We start from the raw sequence: 16317 nt of genomic DNA, 5'->3' as shown, positions 1-16317 counted from the left end.
GGGTGTCAGGTTATTCAATCACGGTTGCTTTCAGGATACGAACATCAGTTTCCGGACGGTCGGCCCGGTTGGTCTTGACTGCCTGAATCTTGTCCACTACGTCCATTCCGTCGGTCACTTCCCCAAATACGGTGTAAGCTCCGTCCAGGTGAGGTGCTCCTCCCACGGTGGTGTAGGCCGCAATCTGTTCACGGCTGAACTTCAAGGCCGGTTCCTTGGCCACGATAGCCCGTGCCTGCGTTTCCAGACTGTCCTGCAGTTCCAGCAGGCCGTCGTTGTCGCCGGCTTTCCGCATCTTGTAGATTTCCTTCATGTGCTTACGGGCCAGTTCGTTGAACACGTTCTCCAGGCGGGCGTCGTTCAACTGGTTTTCCATGCTGATCATCTGTGCCTCCGAAAACTTCCGTCCGGTCACGATGTAGAACTGGCAGCCGGAAGATTCTTTTTTCGGATTCACGTCGTCTCCCAGACGGGCTGCAGCCAGTGCCCCCTTCTTGTGGAAGAATTTCGGGTTGAATTCTGCCGGAAGCGTATAACCCACGTCACCGTTGCCCAATGTAGTCGTATCGGTGGCCGTTTTGCTCTGCGGGTCGCCGGCCTGAATCATGAAGTTCTTGATGACACGGTGAAAAAGCGTGCTGTCGTAAGTGCCCTCCTTGACCAGCTTGATGAAGTTGTCGCGGTGCTTGGGTGTTTCGTTATACAGTTTGACCGTGATGTTGCCCATGGTCGTTTCCAGACGTACAAGTGTTTCGTTTCCAGTTTCCATATCGGTTGTCTTTTTTTGATTGCCCGTGCATGCCATCAGGCAGCAGGCCATCAGTGTGAATAAAATAGCAAATCTTTTCATGTCAAAAAAGAATGGTTTTGCAAAGGTATAAAAAAACTCTTTATCTGCTGCTTTCCGGCTTTGTCCTCCTTACTTTTCTTCAGGAGAAACGGCCACATACACCCGATGCGTGCGCTGTCCTTTGGCTTGTATGCCCGTGTCGGGCGTACGGCTCCAGGTTTGCAGTTCGCGGGCCGCGGTCGTATGGCTCAGTCCGGTCAGTTCCATATAGTCGGCTACCGTAAGGTAGGGATGCTTCTGCAGAAAGCTCTGTGCCATTTTCAGTCGTTTCTCACTGCTGTGCCGGGAGGTTTTCAGTCGGGACGTGCCATTTTCTCTTTCGAGCGTACAGTGCAGGCTCGTCTTTTGAATCAGTTCCTTGTCGGCCCGGAAATTGATGTTCCGGATGCGGATGCTGCGGGCATTGCGGCGGGTATCTCCTTCGGGGAGTTCAGCCTCCTTGCCTTTTGCCAGTCCCAAGGAGGGAGTGAAGGTGCCGATTTGGTCGAGTTTGACCGAGTAGCCTCGTGCCATTTCGCGGGTCATGGCTTCGTGTAAGGCCATCAGCATGCCTTTTATTTCGCCCGCGCTGTAGCTGCTTTGTTTGGCTATGTCATTCACCAGGTCTTCGGTGCTGCATTGGCCTTTGATAATCATTCTCGGATAGAGAAGGGTTTCCTCCTCGTTGTGCAGGTCTTTCATCTCCTGCATGGTGTAAGTTGCCGCCATCGTTGGTTATAAATTTAAAGGTTTAAACGAATTCTTTCTTTTCCTTCGGTAATTTCTCTGTTTCATTGTGTGGAATACATATTTCACACTGTGAAATATGTATTCCACACTGTGGTTTTTGTATCCCACAGTGTGAAACAGAGAAATCTCTTTGGTGAAGGTAGTTATAATTAAAGGGAAAAGCAAGAATTGGGTGGGGAATTTTGCGTTTACAGGTTCATCACTTCCTGCTCAAAGTTCTCCTTGTCTCCCTTGGCTCGGTTGCGTATCTTACTACGGTAGTTGTAGACCGTGGCCAGAGAATAGCCTAGGAAATGAGCAATCCGGTTGGCATCGGTCACTCCCAGCCGGATAAGTGCAAAGATGCGGAGCTCGGTGTTCAGTATCTCGCCCGGTTTGGGTTCAATCTTTCCTTCTTCGGTAAGCAAATTGTTGAAATCGCGGATGAAGTGGGGAAACAGTTCCAGGAATGATTTATCAAACTCGTTGTAGAAATTCTTGCGCTCTTCGCGCAGGAATTGTTCCGAACGGATGGCCTTGAACAGTTCTTCGATGCGGGAAGCCATGGCTAGTTTTTCGAGGGAACGCCGGTATTGCTCCAGCTTGTCCAGGTAGCTGACACAACGGTCCAGATAGCGTGCGATATAGACCTCTTTGATTTTTCCTGTTTGCTGCAGTTGTTTGTTGACCGCCACCAGTTCGTTGTTGGTTTTCGACAAGTCTCGTCTCATGAAAGCCAGTTTCTTCATCCCATTGTATAAATAGAATGCCAGTACAATCAGCGAGATGGCCAATGAACTGATGCTGACCATCAGAATCCATCCCAATCGTTTTTCCTGGGCTTTCTTGTCTGAGTAGGCTTTGTCAATGATGGGATAGAATTCGGTGACTTCCAGAAAACGCAAGCGGGCGTTACAGGCCACGGCGTCTTTCATCGAACAGCTGACGTAGGTGTATGCTCTTTCTGGATTACCTTTCAGATAGACCAGCCGGGCCAGTTTTTGCAAGGCGGCATATTCCCTTGTAGAAGAGGTTAGGTCGGTTAAGGCAGTCTGCGCCAGATAGTAAATCTCCATGTCCATGTCTTTCTTTGCTTCATACGCCAGTGAAAGGGTATAGTACACGTATGCCTTATCTTGCATACTCAGTGAAGAGGTGAGTACTTTGTTCAAGAGCGGAATGGCTTTGTCCGGGTGTCCTTCCAGAATCAGTTTTTCTGCCAGAATAATCTGGCGGTTGTTGCTTTGGGGAAGAATCTCTAGAAGGGAATCCCGGTAGAGTCCTGTCTTTTCCAGGTATTTTTCTTTGACGGATTTGTCGACGGTGTTGTCGGCCATCCATCCGTAGCAGGCTCTGATGGTGAAATAGTAATATTTTTGGTTGAGGGAGTCTAACTGGTGTGGATTGAGGGTCTGTAGTTCTTCCAAGGCCTCATTGTACATTCCCATGACTCCTGCTACTTCTGCCCGGTTGATGATGATTTCGATATTCCTTTCAGGCTGTGGTTGCAAGGAATTGTAATGTATCTTCCGACGAAGATAATGGCAGGCAGAGTCGGCCTGGTAGTGAAGGTACAGGTTGAACAGGGTGCCGCAGATTTTGTATTGTTCATTGGGGTCTGTGGCATAATTCAGGTGTTGCTTCATCTGAAAAATGGTGGCTTCCCGTTCGTTCCGGTATTTTTCTTTTTGAGCGATGACTTTGTCAAGTTGTGCCAATATCCGCTCGTTGGAGGTTTGCGCGCAAACAGTGGTTTGCAAGCCGCTTCCCAATACGAGAAGTAGAAGGAAAAATCGTATTCTCATAGCCTTAAGGTTGAATAGGACGTATTATCTAATTTATATTTTAATTACTAATATTTTTGTTATTATATTGCAAATCAGTTGATTATATTCTGTATGTATTTATATTTTGCTTCCAAAGATAAGAAATCTTTTTTCAGGAATCTATTTTTGTGATGAAAAACATTCAACCTCAATATCATGAAACATACATTGATTTTATGGGCTGTGTTCCTCTTCGTGTGGGGAATGGGGCAGACTGCCCGGGCCATGGACGTAAAGAAGATTGCCCCCTCTTTCTGGTGGGCGGGAATGAAACATTCCGAATTGCAGATTTTGCTGTATGGTGATGACTTGGCTTCTTCCGATGTGACCGTGTCGGGAGAGGGAGTTTATTTGGAAGAAGTCGTGAAGCAGGAGAATCCGAATTACCTGTTGCTGTATGTTGATTTGTCGGAGGCAGGGGCGCAGACTTTCCATATCCAATTAAAGAATGGAAAGAAGCAGCTTCAGATTCCGTATGAACTGAAGGCGCGTATGCGAAAAGGAGAAGATGTGAAAGGGTTTACTTCCGAGGATGTGCTGTATCTGATTATGCCCGACCGCTTTTCCAACGGGAATCCGGATAATGACGTGGTGAAAGGCATGAAAGAAACGAAATTGGACCGCACGGATTCGTTTGCCCGTCACGGGGGAGACCTTCTGGGTATCTCGAACCATTTGGATTATATCGCCGATTTGGGAGTGACGGCCATCTGGCTGAACCCGACGCAGGAAAATGACATGGAGGGAGGTTCTTATCATGGGTATGCCATTACGGATTATTATCAGGTGGACAGACGCTTCGGTAGCAATGAGGATTTCCGTGACATGGTGGACAAGGCACACGAAAAAGGCTTGAAAGTGGTGATGGACATGATTTTCAACCATTGCGGCAGCGAGAATTATTTATTTAGGGACAAGCCTTCGAAGGAGTGGTTCAACTTTCATTCCAATTATGTGCAGACTTCGTTCAAGACAGCCAGTGTGATGGACATCCATGCCAGTGAGTATGAAAAGAAGATTGCCACCGATGGCTGGTTCACTTCCGTGATGCCCGATTTCAACCAGCGTAACCGTCATGTGGCGCGTTACCTGATTCAAAGCAGTATCTGGTGGATTGAATATGCAGGTATCAATGGTATCCGGCAGGATACGCATCCATACGCGGATTTTGATTTTATGAGCCAGTGGTGCAAGGAGGTGTTGGAGGAATATCCTCATTTTAATATCGTAGGGGAAACTTGGCTGAACAGCAATGTGCTGGTTTCTTACTGGCAGAAGGACAGCAAGCTGGCTGCCCCGTTGAACTCCAATCTGCCGACGGTGATGGACTTTCCTTTACAGGCACTCATGAACCAGGCTTTTGATGAAGAGACCGGTGAGTGGGGAGGAGGGCTTTATAAACTGTATGATTATCAGACACAGGATTTGGTGTATGCGAACCCGATGAATTTGCTGACCTTTCTGGACAATCATGACACTTCGCGCTTTACCCGGACGGATGAGATGGCGCAGAATTTGAAGCGTTACAAACAGGCTATGGTCTTTTTGCTGACTACCCGGGGGATTCCGCAGATTTATTACGGTACGGAAATCCTGATGACCGGAGACAAGGGAAAAGGTGACGGTGACTTGCGTAAGGATTTTCCGGGTGGATGGCCGGGCGATATCCGTAACTGTTTTGAAGCCAGCGGACGGACACCGCTGGAGAATGAGGCATTCGAGTTTACGCGCAAGTTGTTGAACTGGCGGAAAGGGAACCCGGTTATCGGAAAAGGTACGCTGAAGCATTATTCCATCTGTCAGGGAGTGTATGTCTATCAACGGGAATTTAATGGCAAATCGGTGGTGGTGGTGATGAACGGAACCGATTCACCGAAAGTACTCGACCTGATTCTTTACAAGGAAATTCTTCCGGCAGGCAATGCACGGGACGTGCTGACGGGAAAGCAGGTGAATCTGAAGGGAAAATTGGCTTTGGAGGGACGTGAGAACCTTGTGATGGAGTTCTAATGTATTTCTATTTTTAGCCTTTTGTTTTTCAGTTAAGTGATTTATTTATAGATGATTAAATATTTTATGGATTTCTATTTTTCTGTTTACGAATATAAAAATTGAGGAGGAAGCCTAATTTTGCTTCCGGTAATTGAAAAACATAAATCCAATTAAATTAATACCGCGAAAAACGTATGAAAACAAAAAAAACTTTTGCCTTTGTAGCAATGTGTTGTTGTGCACTTTTGGCACACGCACAGAAACTGACTTCTCCGGATGGTAATCTGGTGATGGATTTCAGTTTGAACCAGAAAGGTGCTCCGGTATATGAGCTTACCTTTAAGAACAAACAGGTCATCAAGCCCAGTACTTTAGGCTTGGAGTTGAAACGGGAAGACCCGGAAAAACGGATTGGATTTGAATGGACAGAACGCAAGGACAAGGAACGTGTGGATGAAAAGACCAATCTGATGACAGGTTTTAAAGTAAGGGAAACGCATACTTCTACCTTTGATGAGACTTGGCGTCCGGTGTGGGGAGAAGAAAGTGAAATCCGCAATCATTACAATGAGCTGGAAGTCACGCTCGACCAACCGGAAAATGACCGTTACATCGTGATTCGTTTCCGCTTGTTCAACGACGGACTGGGTTTCCGTTATGAGTTTCCTCAACAGAAGAACCTGAATTATTTTGTCATCAAGGAAGAACATACGCAGTTTGCCATGACAGGCGACCATACTGCGTTTTGGATTCCGGGCGATTATGACACGCAGGAATATGATTATACGACTTCCCGTCTTTCAGAGATTCGCGGAAAGATGAAAGAGGCGGTCACTGAGAATTCTTCACAGTTTGTGTTCTCACCGACAGGGGTACAGACGGCGTTGATGATGAAGACGGACGACGGATTGTACATCAACCTGCATGAAGCGGCGTTGAAAGATTATTCTTGCATGAGCCTGAACCTGGATGACAAGAATCTGGTATTTGAATCTTGGCTGACTCCCGATGCGAAAGGGGATAAGGGGTATATGCAGACACCGTGTAACTCGCCTTGGCGTACCGTAATCGTGAGTGACGATGCCCGCAATATTCTGGCGTCACGTATCACTCTGAACTTGAACGAACCCTGCAAAATTGCAGATACGTCTTGGATTCATCCGGTGAAATACATCGGTATTTGGTGGGATATGATTACCAATAAAGGTACCTGGGCTTATACGGACGATTTGGCGAGTGTGAAACTGGGTGAGACGGATTATTCCAAGACTAAACCTAACGGAAAACATTCGGCCAATACCGAAAACGTAAAACGTTACATCGATTTCGCAGCCGAAAATGGTTTTGATGCCGTATTGGTGGAAGGATGGAACCAGGGCTGGGAAGACTGGTTTGGCAAGAGCAAGGACTATGTGTTCGATTTTGTGACTCCCTATCCTGACTTTGACGTGGAAGAAGTGCATCGCTATGCGGCCAGCAAAGGGGTAGAGATGATTATGCATCATGAAACATCGGCCTCTGTACGTAACTACGAGCGTCACATGGACAAAGCGTATCAGTTTATGGTGGACAACGGATACCATGCGGTAAAGAGTGGCTATGTGGGCGACATCATTCCGCGTGGAGAACATCATTATGGACAATGGATGGTAGATCACTATCTGTATGCAGTGAAGAAAGCGGCCGACTACAAGATTATGGTGAATGCCCATGAGGCAGTTCGTCCGACCGGTTTGTGCCGTACGTATCCGAACTTGATTGGCAATGAGTCAGCCCGCGGTACGGAATACGAATCTTTTGGTGGAAACAATGTGAACCATACGACCATTTTGCCGTTTACCCGGTTGATTGGCGGCCCGATGGATTATACACCGGGTATATTTGAACCGGATTGCAGTAAGATGAATCCGAATAACAAGTCGCATGCACGTACCACTCTGGCACGCCAGTTGGCCCTTTATGTGACGATGTACAGCCCGCTGCAGATGGCAGCCGATGTGCCTGAAAATTATGAACGTTTCATGGATGCCTTCCAATTTATCAAGGATGTGGCAGTAGACTGGGACGAAACCAAATACCTGGAGGCTGAACCGGGAGAGTATATCACCATTGCACGCCGTGCCAAGGGTACTACCGACTGGTATGTAGGATGTACTGCAGGATATAACGGTCATGAATCGAAATTGTCTCTTGATTTCCTGCAGCCGGGAAAGAAATATGAAGCGACCATTTATGTAGATGCGAAGGATGCCAGCTGGGACAAGAATCCGCAGGCTTATACCATTACCAAGAAAAAAGTAACCAATAAGACTAAATTGAACCTGAAAGCTGCTGTGGGTGGAGGTTATGCCATTTCCATCAAGGAGGTGAAATAGGAAACAATAAGGAAAAGATTGTGGTTTTCAATAGGTATTTGAACCCCGAATTTAGGTAACACTTTAATTTAATAATATGGAAATAAAATTGAACAATGCGAGTAAATTCCTGTCTGTATGGATAGTCGGAATTTTACTTTCCGTACAGGCTTTTGCACAAGGCCTTATCGTGAAAGGAGTAGTCAAAGACAACGCCGGTATGGGAGTCATCGGAGCCAATGTGCTGGTGAAGGGAACTACCGTGGGTACGATTACGGATTTGGATGGTAATTTTACACTGGAAGCCAAGAAAGGGGATGTGATTGTCATTTCCTTTATCGGATATAAGACGCAGGAACTTCCTGCAGCGGCTACCATGAATGTGACGCTTCAGGATGATACGGAAGTGTTGGATGATGTGGTGGTCATCGGTTATGGTTCGGTGAAGAAAAATGACGCCACCGGGTCAGTAACAGCCATCAAGCCGGATGAACTGAGTAAGGGTATTACCACCAATGCGCAGGATATGTTGACCGGAAAGGTAGCCGGTGTGAGTGTGATTTCCAATGACGGAACTCCGGGTGGAGGTGCGCAGATTCGTATCCGTGGAGGTTCTTCCCTGAATGCCAGCAACGATCCGCTGATTGTGATTGACGGACTGGCCATCGATAACAGCGGTGTCAAGGGTATGTCGAACGGTCTCTCCATGGTGAACCCGGAAGATATTGAAACGTTTACGGTGTTGAAAGATGCTTCGGCTACAGCCATTTATGGTTCCCGTGCTTCCAATGGTGTCATCATTATCACTACGAAAAAAGGAAAGAACGGTCAGGCTCCGAAAGTCAGCTACAATGGTTCGGTTTCCGTATCCACCATTCAGAAGAAATACGATGTACTGAATGGAGACGAATACCGGGCATACGCCCAGCAGATTTTTGGCGATGAGTTGCCGGCATCGCTGGGTACGGCCAATACCGACTGGCAAGATGAAATCTTCCGTCCGGCCATCAGTACCGACCATCATGTGTCTATCAACGGAGGACTGAAGAATCTTCCATATCGTGTTTCATTGGGATACAGTTATAACAATGGTATTCTGAAGACGTCCAATTTCCAGCGTTTTACCGCATCGGTTAATCTGGCTCCTTCTTTCTTCGACGACCATTTGAAGGTGAATGTAACGGCCAAATACATGAATGGAAAGAACCGGTATGCAGATGCCGGAGCCGCTATTGGAGGTGCACTTTCCATGGATCCTACTCGTCCGGTATATGGCGGTGACAGCATGTATGACGTGTTTGGAGGTTATTATCAGAATGCACAGTCTACTTCTGATTTTTCGGATCCGGACTGGCGGTATACGGCAAATAAGAATACGCCGCAGAATCCGGTGGCAGCCTTGGAACAGAAAGACGACAGTGCCAACAGCAACGATTTCGTAGGGAATGTGGAAGTGGATTATAAATTCCATTTCTTGCCCGACCTGCATTTGCATGCCAGTTTGGGTGGTGAATATGCAGATGGTACGCAGACTACCATTTATTCACCCTATTCATTCTCTTACAACTATTATGGGAATACTTCGGCTGTGACTGAATACAAATACAATTTGTCGTATAACGTATATGCACAATATATCAAGACATTGGGTGCACATACCTTTGATATCATGGCCGGCGGGGAGGAACAGCATTTCCACCGGAATGGATTTACCATCGGGAATGGAGTGGATCCTTATACCGGAGATATTCATGATGCCGTGTTGAAGGAACAGACGGCGTATGCTACCCGCAATACGTTGGTTTCTTACTTCGGACGTTTGAACTATACGTTGTTAGACCGTTATCTGTTTACCTTCACCATGCGCTGGGATGGTTCTTCCCGTTTTGCTGACGGAAACCGCTGGGGTACTTTCCCCTCTCTGGCTCTGGCTTGGAAGATGAAAGAAGAAAACTTCTTGAAAGATGTCAATTTCCTGTCTGACCTGAAGCTTCGGTTGGGATGGGGTATCACCGGACAGCAGGATGTAAGTTCGGATTTTGCCTACATGCCGCTGTATGTGGTGAGTGACGATTATGCACAGTATCCGTTTGGAGATACATATTATCATACTTCGCGTGCCAATGCCTTCAATACGAACTTGAAGTGGGAGCAGACCACAACCTATAATGCCGGATTGGATTTCGGATTCCTCAACGGACGTATCAGTGGTAATGTGGACGGGTATTATCGTGAGACAAACGATTTGCTGAACAGTGTGAAGATTCCGGTGGGTACAAACTTCAATGCACAAATGTTGCAGAATATCGGTTCGCTGAAAAATTACGGTGTGGAATTTGCCTTTAACGTGAAACCGGTGGTTACGAAAGACTTTATGTGGGACGTGACCTATAACTTTACCTGGAACCATAATGAGATTACCAAGCTGACCGGTGGAGATGATGCAGACTATTACGTAGAAACAGGTAACAGCATCTCCCGTGGTAACAATACGAAGGTACAGGTCAACAAGGTGGGTTATGCGGCTAACTCTTTCTATGTGTACCAGCAGGTATATGATGAAAACGGTAATCCGATTGAGAATATGTTTGTCGACCGCAATGGGGATGGCATCATCAACAGCTCTGATAAGTATATCTACAAGAAACCGGCAGCCGATTTCATGATGGGACTTACTTCGAAGATGACTTATAAAGATTGGGATTTCAGCTTTTCTTTGCGCAGCAGCCTGAATAACTATGTGTATTACGACTTTCTGGCTGGAAAAGCGAACGTGAGCAGCTCGGGATTGTTCTCCAATACAGCGTATTCGAATACGACCCCGGAAGCCATCGCACTGGGCTTTACAGGAAAAGGAGATTATTACATGAGCGACTATTTTGTACAGAATGCTTCTTTCCTGCGTTGTGACAACATTACATTGGGGTATTCGTTTAAGAACCTGTTCAAGACCTCGGCCTATAAAGGCATTGGCGGACGCGTGTATGCAACGGCTCAGAATCCGTTTATTATCACCAAGTACAAGGGACTGGATCCGGAAGTGCAGAGTGGCATTGACTCTAATCCTTATCCGCGTGCCTTCACGTTCCTGCTGGGAGTTAATTTACAATTCTAATTTATGAAAACATTAAGACGTATGAAAACTAGCTATTTGAAACATATATTTTCAGCGGCATTGATAGTAGCCGTTTCATTGGGAAATGTATCGTGCATCAATGACTTGGATATCAGTTCCATTGACCCGCAAAGTTCTTCCAGCTTTGATCAGGAGGGGGCTTTTGTCAAGCAGTATGCCTTGCTGGGTCTGACAGGACAGAAAGGTCTGGCAGGTACTCCCGACCTGGATGGACAGGATGAAGGGGAGTCCGGATTCTATCGTACCATCTTTAATTGCCAGGAATTGCCTACCGACGAATGTGTATGGGTATGGCAGGACAACGTGGATATTTCTCAGTTTACCAGCATTGCGTGGAATTCTTCCAGTCAGCGGACGGAATGGGTGTATGTGCGTTTGGGTTATGACATTACCCAGATGAATTTCTTCTTGGACCAGATTGCCGATAAAACGGATGAAGAATCCCTTCGCCAGCGTGCGGAGGTGCGTTTCTTGCGTGCCTTGCACTATTCTTATTTCCTGGACTTGTTTGGAAAGGCACCTTTCAAGGAACATTTTGATAATGAACTTCCGGTAGAGATAACAGGAAAGGACTTGTATGACTATATCCAGAAAGAATTGGATGAATGTGAAGCGGACATGTATGAACCGGGTCAGGCTCCTTTCGGACGTGCAGACAAAGCAGCCAACTGGCTGTTGAGGGCCCGTGTCTATTTGAATGCAGAGGTTTACACCGGTACGGCAGATTATGAAGATGCCAAGACGTATGCGGATAAAGTGATCAATAGCGGATATTATGAATTGTGTGATGACTATAAGCTGATGTTCATGGCCGACAACGACCAGAATGAAAAGGCTATGAAGGAAATCATTCTTCCCATTCGTCAGGACGGTATGAAGACCCGAAACTATGGTGGTTCCACCTATTTGATTTGTGGCACACGTACGGGAGGAATGCCCCACATGGGAACTACTAACGGATGGTCGTGTCTGATTGCCCGCAATGCGCTGGTATATAAATTCTTTAAGGAAGGCGAAGTGCCAATGATTCCGGAAGATGTGGAAGTACCCGGACAGAGCGATTTTGCCAACGATGAGGCCATTGATGCTTGGGATGCACAGTATGGCGTGCGGACACAGGATATGATTCAGGCAGCGGGTGATGACCGTGCCATGTTCTATTCGGGTGCAGGTGGCGGACGCAGGACAATGGACCCGAAATCCATCACCGGTTTTCAGAGTGGATTGTCTGTTGTGAAATGGCAGAACATCCGTTCGGATGGAGCTTCTACCAGCCATACCGAATATCCGGATACGGATATCCCGTTGTTCCGATTGGCAGAAGCGTATCTGACCCGTGCGGAAGCAAACTATCGCTTGAACCAAAAGAGTCTGGCATGGGAAGATATCAAGACTGTGCGTGCGAAACGCGGGTGTGTCAAGCAGCCTGCCTTGAACGAGATTACCGAGATGTATTTGTTGGATGAATGGTCGCGTGAATTCTATCTGGAAGGCCGTCGCCGCAGTGACTTGGTGCGTTTCGACTGCTTTACCACCGACAAGTATTTGTGGGACTGGAAAGGGGGCGTGAAAGAAGGCAAGTCGGTCAGTGACATTTACAATGTCTATCCGATTCCTGCTACAGACTTGAACAACAATACGAACATGCACCAGAATGAAGGTTATTAATCTATTAGAAGCAAGTAACATGAAAAAGATATTATTTCCCATTTTGTTGTTAGTCGGATGCGGACTCCCGTTATTGACGGCTTGTAATACAGACCGCGACGACAATCCGACATTACATGAAGCAGAGACTTTTGTATTGGAGACTCCGGAGGACAATGTGTATGATTTAGGAGCGGGTCAGGATACGATTGTCTTGAATTGTGTGCAGCCTGCCTATGGCTTTACAGCGGCTACGACTTACAGTGTACAGGTTTCACTGAATGAATCTTTTATGGATGGCGCAGAAGGAACCGAGGCGAATTACAAGACTCTGTCGACAACTTATACTTCCACTTCCATTGCTTTGAAGCCTGCGGAATTGAATACGGCTGTAGTGGATTTGTGGAAACAGGCCAATCCGGAAGCAGATGCGTATATCGGTACGGTGACTCCGGTATATTTCCGGCTTACAGCATTTATTACCGGCAGTGAACTGGGCAGTTCGGTATCGAATGTGGTTAAAGTCAGCCAAGTGAAACTGGGAGAAGTGGTCTCTACGATAGCGCCTCCCGAGGAAATGTATCTGGTAGGTTCTAGTATCGGAACAGCTTGGGCAACGTGGAAACCGATGGTGAGCGTGAACGGATTGGCTGGAGAATTCTGGAGCATGGTTTATTTTGATGCGGGCGCAGAGTTCAAGTTCGGCAAGTTTGAACAGGATTGGAATGGTTATTCCAAGATTCGGCAGTTTAAGGATAATGCCGGAGCCGGACTGTCTGACAGCGGCGATAATATCAAGGTAAGTAAAGGAGGCTGGTACATTGTGTATCTGGTGGCGGAAGTGAATGGAGAGGATTATCAGTACACCTTGAATTTTTACAAGCCGAATGTGTATGTGTTGGGCAATACAGTGGGTGACTGGAACTATAACGATGCCTATATGTTCTCTGTACCGGAAGATAAGGATGGCAGCTTTGTTTCCCCTGCTTTGACCGCAACGGGTGAAGTTCGCATGTGTATCAAGGCAGATACAGACTGGTGGCGGCTTGAATTTACACTGAAGGACGGTGCCACCATATTCTATCGTGAAAACAATGCAGTGAATAACGGATGGACGGATTTGGGAGCGGAATACTCCCTGACTGCCAATCCGGGACAAAAGATTTCGTTGAACTTTACGGAGGGAATCGGATCCCTCGACTAGGACTGAATATCTTGATATGAAAATACCCCTGTCACGGAAATTGGTGGCGGGGGTATCTCTTTTTGGAAGGACAGGAATATCCTTACGGTTATAGCATTTGTCCTTATTCTCTGATTTCTTTCAGCTGGAAATCCTTTCTTCGCAGCACGAAGCTGTTGCTCAAGTATTTCTCGCGTACAATCTTGTTTTCGGCCAGTTCTTCCGGCGTACCCTGGAACAGAATCTTTCCTTCAAACAGCAGGTAGGCGCGGTCGGTAATACTCAATGTTTCCTGTACGTTGTGGTCGGTAATCAGGATGCCGATGTTCTTGTCTTTCAGTTTCCAGACAATGTGCTGGATATCCTCTACCGCAATCGGGTCGACTCCGGCAAACGGTTCGTCGAGCATGATGAATTTCGGGTCGATGGCCAGGCAACGTGCGATTTCCGTACGGCGGCGTTCACCTCCGGAAAGCTGGTCGCCCAAATTCTTGCGGACCTTCTGAAGCCGGAACTCGGCAATCAGACTTTCCAGCTTCTCTTTCTGGTATTCGGGCGATTTGTTGGTCAGTTCCAGCACAGAGGCAATGTTGTCTTCCACACTCATCTTGCGGAATACGGAAGCTTCCTGTGCCAGATAACCGATTCCGTTTTGGGCCCGTTTGTATACGGGATAGGAGGTGATGTCCTTATCGTTCAGGTAGATATGTCCTTCGTTGGGGACAATCAGTCCGGTGGTCATATAAAAGGAAGTGGTCTTTCCGGCTCCGTTGGGGCCAAGTAATCCCACAATTTCCCCTTGTTTCACGTTGATGGAAACATGGCTTACCACCGTTCGCTTTCCGTATTTCTTTACCAGATTTTCGGTACGGAGCACCATTCTTCCGTCGGAAGGCAATTCAAACTTTTCGGCTGTAGATTCTTGATTTTCTTGCGCTGCCATTGTTTTTCTGTTTGCTGTTCAGTCGTGCAAAAGTAGTAAAAATCTTGGCTTCTGTGGTTCTTAATTCGAAAATCCTCCCGTCTTTTATCATAATATAGCTAAAAAGCAGTACTTTTGTACCAAATATGATTGTAACAGTATGATAAAGCCTATCACGAATCTGGGAAAGTACCTCATGTTGATGGGGCGTGTCTTTTCCCGACCGGAGCGTATCCGGATGTATTTAAAGCAATACCGGAATGAAATGGTACAGCTGGGCATCAATTCCATCGGCATTGTGTTGCTGATTTCTTTCTTTATTGGTGCCGTGATTTGTATCCAGATAAAACTGAATATTGAAAGTCCCTGGATGCCACGTTTTGTGGTGGGATATACTACGCGTGAGATTTTGTTGCTGGAATTTTCTTCTTCCATCATGTGTTTGATTCTGGCGGGTAAAGTCGGTTCGAACATTGCCTCTGAGATTGGTACGATGCGGGTGACACAACAGATTGACGCCCTTGAGATTATGGGGGTGAACTCTGCATCCTATCTGATTCTTCCCAAAATTTTGGGGCTGATGACCATGATTCCTTTCTTGGTGATATTCAGTATTTTTGCGGGTATCATTGGCGCATTTTGTACGGCTTGGTTTGCCGGAATCATGAATGCCACGGACTTGGAATATGGTTTGCAATATAGTTTTGTGGAGTGGTATATCTGGTGCAGCTTCATTAAATCCTTGTTTTTTGCCTTCATTATAGCCAGCGTATCGGCCTATTTTGGTTATACGGTGGAAGGCGGTTCCATTGCAGTGGGTAAAGCCAGTACGGATTCGGTGGTATCAAGCAGTGTCTTGATTTTGTTTTCAGATTTAATACTTACACAATTATTGATGGGATGATACAATTAAAGTCTATATGTAAGTCGTTTGAGGGGCGTACGGTCCTTGAAAATATTGATTTCTCGTTTGATAGCGGGAAAACGAACCTGATTATCGGGCAGAGCGGTTCCGGTAAGACGGTGCTGATGAAGTGTATCGTGGGATTGCTTACCCCGGAGTGTGGAGAAATTCTGTATGACGGCCGTAACCTGCTGGATATGGGAAAGAAAGAAAAGAAAGCCTTACGACGGGAGATGGGGATGATTTTTCAGAGTGCTGCCTTGTTCGACTCCTTGTCAGTACTGGAAAATGTGATGTTCCCGTTGGATATGTTTTCAAATGACACGTATCGGGAGCGGGTGAAGCGTGCGCGGTTCTGTCTGGACCGTGTGAATTTGATTGATGCCCAGTCTAAATATCCGGGCGAAATCAGTGGGGGTATGCAAAAACGTGTGGCCATAGCCCGTGCCATCGCTTTGCAACCCAAATACCTGTTTTGCGACGAGCCGAACTCCGGGCTTGACCCCAAGACGTCATTGGTTATTGATGATTTGATTCACAGCATTACCACGGAATATAACATGACTACCATCATCAATACGCATGATATGAACTCGGTGATGGGAATCGGTGACAGTATTTTGTATATCTATCAGGGTCACAAAGAATGGGAGGGAACGAAAGATGAGGTTTTCAATGCGACGAACGAACGCTTGAACAACTTTATATTTGCTTCCGATTTGTTGCAGAAGGTGAAAAAAGAAGAGAATAACAAGACGCAAAAACTTTAGTTGGCGTTGGAAAAGTAAAGAAATA

At 46.6% G+C, this 16317-nt stretch carries 11 protein-coding genes; 7 read left to right on the top strand and 4 right to left on the bottom strand.

The genetic code is table 11. The features are described 5' to 3' along the window. Positions 1-10 precede the first annotated feature (10 nt). The 3 genes from BQ7480_RS15500 to BQ7480_RS15490 form a co-directional block, all read right to left on the bottom strand. Complete coding sequence (locus BQ7480_RS15500) at positions 11-850, bottom strand: peptidylprolyl isomerase (protein ID WP_072543554.1); 840 nt, start codon at positions 848-850, stop codon at positions 11-13. A gap of 69 nt (positions 851-919) precedes the next feature. Continuing rightward, positions 920-1558, bottom strand: coding sequence for an HU family DNA-binding protein (locus tag BQ7480_RS15495; RefSeq protein ID WP_072543553.1), 639 nt, complete (start codon positions 1556-1558; stop codon positions 920-922). Between the two features lie 209 nt (positions 1559-1767). Then, positions 1768-3363, bottom strand: coding sequence for a DUF6377 domain-containing protein (locus BQ7480_RS15490; protein ID WP_072543552.1), 1596 nt, complete (start codon positions 3361-3363; stop codon positions 1768-1770). Positions 3364-3540: 177 nt separating this feature from the next. Here BQ7480_RS15490 and BQ7480_RS15485 point away from each other — a divergent pair, with 177 nt between their 5' ends. The 5 genes from BQ7480_RS15485 to BQ7480_RS15465 all read left to right on the top strand — a co-directional run bounded on the left by BQ7480_RS15485 (position 3541) and on the right by BQ7480_RS15465 (position 13717). After that, entirely contained in the window at positions 3541-5394 is a 1854-nt protein-coding gene (locus tag BQ7480_RS15485) for a glycoside hydrolase family 13 protein (RefSeq protein ID WP_072543551.1), read from the top strand. 176 nt (positions 5395-5570) lie between these two features. Next, positions 5571-7751, top strand: a complete 2181-nt coding sequence (locus tag BQ7480_RS15480) for a glycoside hydrolase family 97 protein (protein ID WP_072543550.1) — start codon at positions 5571-5573, stop codon at positions 7749-7751. A 76-nt stretch (positions 7752-7827) separates the two neighbouring features. After that, on the top strand, positions 7828-10845 hold the full coding sequence (locus tag BQ7480_RS15475) for a SusC/RagA family TonB-linked outer membrane protein (protein WP_072543549.1): 3018 nt from the start codon (positions 7828-7830) through the stop codon (positions 10843-10845). Between the two features lie 21 nt (positions 10846-10866). Then, positions 10867-12534: a starch-binding outer membrane lipoprotein SusD gene (gene susD, locus BQ7480_RS15470; RefSeq protein ID WP_072543548.1), complete on the top strand. Its 1668-nt coding sequence runs from the start codon at positions 10867-10869 to the stop codon at positions 12532-12534. Positions 12535-12553: 19 nt separating this feature from the next. Beyond that, a complete protein-coding gene (locus tag BQ7480_RS15465) occupies positions 12554-13717 on the top strand; it encodes a SusF/SusE family carbohydrate-binding protein (protein ID WP_072543547.1) in 1164 nt (387 codons plus the stop codon). Between the two features lie 103 nt (positions 13718-13820). Here BQ7480_RS15465 and lptB read toward each other — a convergent pair whose 3' ends face one another. After that, complete coding sequence (gene lptB / locus BQ7480_RS15460; RefSeq protein WP_072543546.1) at positions 13821-14639, bottom strand: LPS export ABC transporter ATP-binding protein; 819 nt, start codon at positions 14637-14639, stop codon at positions 13821-13823. Positions 14640-14778: 139 nt separating this feature from the next. Between lptB and BQ7480_RS15455 the strand changes: the two genes are divergently transcribed. Both BQ7480_RS15455 and BQ7480_RS15450 read left to right on the top strand, forming a co-directional pair. After that, a complete protein-coding gene (locus BQ7480_RS15455; protein ID WP_072543545.1) occupies positions 14779-15522 on the top strand; it encodes an MlaE family ABC transporter permease in 744 nt (247 codons plus the stop codon). After that, positions 15519-16292 (top strand): ABC transporter ATP-binding protein, encoded by a 774-nt coding sequence (locus BQ7480_RS15450; RefSeq protein ID WP_072543544.1) that lies wholly within the window; start codon positions 15519-15521, stop codon positions 16290-16292. The genes BQ7480_RS15455 and BQ7480_RS15450 overlap by 4 nt, the downstream gene beginning before the upstream one ends. Positions 16293-16317 lie beyond the last annotated feature (25 nt).

Origin of the sequence: Bacteroides mediterraneensis (genome assembly GCF_900128455.1) — a bacterium.
In the GTDB taxonomy this organism is placed as follows: domain Bacteria; phylum Bacteroidota; class Bacteroidia; order Bacteroidales; family Bacteroidaceae; genus Phocaeicola; species Phocaeicola mediterraneensis.
Note: the sequence above shows the minus strand (reverse complement) of the source record. Positions and strands in the feature narration are given on the sequence as shown.